Raw genomic sequence first — 2,500 nt, 5'->3', positions numbered from 1 at the left:
GGATGACCTGTGGCTAGGGGTGAAAGGCCAATCAAACTCGGCAATAGCTGGTTCTCCGCGAAAGCTATTTAGGTAGCGCGTCTAGTCTCACCTTCGGGGGTAGAGCACTGGATGGGGAAGGGGGGCGCGAGCCTTACCGACTCTAACCAAACTCCGAATACCGAAGAGTGCAATCTAGGCAGACAGACGGCGGGTGCTAAGGTCCGTCGTCAAAAGGGAAACAGCCCTGACCGCCAGCTAAGGTCCCCAAGTTATAGCTAAGTGGGAAAGGATGTGAGGAGGCCAAGACAACCAGGACGTTGGCTTAGAAGCAGCCATCGTTTAAAGAAAGCGTAATAGCTCACTGGTCTAAATAAGCCGCCTTGCGCCGAAGATGTACCGGGGCTCAAGCTATACACCGAAGCTGCGGGTTCGATCTTTGATCGAGCGGTAGCGGAGCGTTCCGTAGGTCTGTGAAGGGATACCCGTGAGGGGTCCTGGAGATATCGGAAGTGCGAATGCTGACATGAGTAGCGATAAAGAGTGTGAGAAACACTCTCGCCGTAAGCCCAAGGGTTCCTGCGCAAGGCTAATCCGCGCAGGGTGAGCCGGCCCCTAAGCCGAGGCCGAAAGGCGTAGGCGATGGGAATCTGGTTAATATTCCAGAGCCTCTCGGGATGTGACGGATCGTAGACGTTGTTCGACCTTATCGGATTGGTCGGGCTGCCAAGCGGTCCCTGGAAATAGCCCCGAGAATAGACCGTACCCCAAACCGACACAGGTGGGCTGGTAGAGTATACCAAGGCGCTTGAGAGAACCACGTTGAAGGAACTCGGCAAAATCCCCCCGTAACTTCGGGAGAAGGGGGCCCTTGCAGGAGGCAACTCTTGTGAGGGGGCACAGAAATGAGGGTGGCGACTGTTTACTAAAAACACAGGGCTCTGCGAAGTCGTAAGACGACGTATAGGGTCTGACGCCTGCCCGGTGCCGGAAGGTTAAGAGGAGGTGTGCAAGCGCCGAATTGAAGCCCCGGTAAACGGCGGCCGTAACTATAACGGTCCTAAGGTAGCGAAATTCCTTGTCGGGTAAGTTCCGACCTGCACGAATGGCGTAACGACTGCCCTACTGTCTCCAACGTGGACTCAGCGAAATTGAACTCTCCGTGAAGATGCGGAGTTCCCGCGGTCAGACGGAAAGACCCCGTGAACCTTTACTATAGCTTCGCAGTGGCAACAGGACCATCATGTGTAGGATAGGCGGGAGACGTTGAAGCAGGGACGCCAGTTCTTGTGGAGTCATCCTTGAAATACCGCCCTTGATGCTCTTGTTGTCTAACCGCGGCCCGTGAAACCGGGTCCGGGACCCTGCGTGGTGGGTAGTTTGACTGGGGCGGTCGCCTCCCAAAGAGTAACGGAGGCGCGCGAAGGTGAGCTCAGAGCGGTCGGAAATCGCTCGTTGAGTGCAAGGGCATAAGCTCGCCTGACTGTGACACCGACAGGTGGAACAGAGACGAAAGTCGGTCCTAGTGATCCGGTGGTCCCGCGTGGAAGGGCCATCGCTCAACGGATAAAAGGTACTCCGGGGATAACAGGCTGATACCCCCCAAGAGTCCACATCGACGGGGGTGTTTGGCACCTCGATGTCGGCTCATCTCATCCTGGGGCTGGAGCAGGTCCCAAGGGTATGGCTGTTCGCCATTTAAAGAGGTACGTGAGCTGGGTTTAGAACGTCGTGAGACAGTTCGGTCCCTATCTGCCGTGGGTGTTCGAGACTTGAGAGGATCTGTCCCTAGTACGAGAGGACCGGGATGGACATACCTCTGGTGGAGCGGTTGTCACGCCAGTGGCACTGCCGCGTAGCTATGTATGGACTGGATAACCGCTGAAGGCATCTAAGCGGGAAACCAACCTCAAAACCAGGTCTCGCCTGAGAGCCGTAGTAGACCACTACGTCGATAGGCCGGGTGTGGAAGTGCAGTAATGCATGAAGCTTACCGGTACTAATTGCTCGATAGGCTTCCAAGCCTCCCTTCGCATGACGGTAAAAACCGCTCATGGGACAGTGAGTGCTTTGGGCAACACAACAAGTTCAACAAGACTTCTCGCAAGATCCGCCGTCCAGACGGCAATCTCAACGAAGCAAATCCCAGAAAAACCAGCTTTCATCTTCGGTTCACACCGAAACACCCATCCTCATAGACGACTTGGTGGCCTTAGCGGAGGGCCCAGCACCCGATCCCATCCCGAACTCGGCCGTGAAACCCTCCTGCGCCAATGGTACTTCGGCTTAAGCCGCGGGAGAGTAGGGCGCCGCCAAGTCTTCCATGAGGATGGATGTCAAAAAACACCCTACACCATGACAATACCCCCCAACCATGGGCCTCCATAACGCGACACGCCATATACCACACTCGTCGCAGCGCCCTCACAAACCTATAACGCGGGGTGGAGCAGCCAGGTAGCTCGTCAGGCTCATAACCTGAAGGTCAGAGGTTCAAATCCTCTCCCCGCAACCAAACAAT

Annotated in this window: 1 tRNA gene and 2 rRNA genes (1 of these 3 cut by a window edge); all 3 read left to right on the top strand. The window is 55.9% G+C overall.

Annotated features, from left to right (window positions below):
- Nucleotides 1-2,003, top strand: a 23S ribosomal RNA gene (locus HH303_RS19860) (it extends 739 nt beyond the left edge of the window).
- A 178-nt stretch (nucleotides 2,004-2,181) separates the two neighbouring features.
- A 5S ribosomal RNA gene (gene rrf / locus HH303_RS19855) occupies nucleotides 2,182-2,297 on the top strand.
- Between the two features lie 120 nt (nucleotides 2,298-2,417).
- Nucleotides 2,418-2,494: transfer RNA gene (locus HH303_RS19850), tRNA-Met, on the top strand.
- Nucleotides 2,495-2,500: the final 6 nt, after the last annotated feature.

The organism is Pacificispira spongiicola (assembly GCF_012926505.1).
GTDB lineage: Bacteria > Pseudomonadota > Alphaproteobacteria > UBA8366 > Aestuariispiraceae > Pacificispira > Pacificispira spongiicola.
Note: the sequence above shows the minus strand (reverse complement) of the source record. Positions and strands in the feature narration are given on the sequence as shown.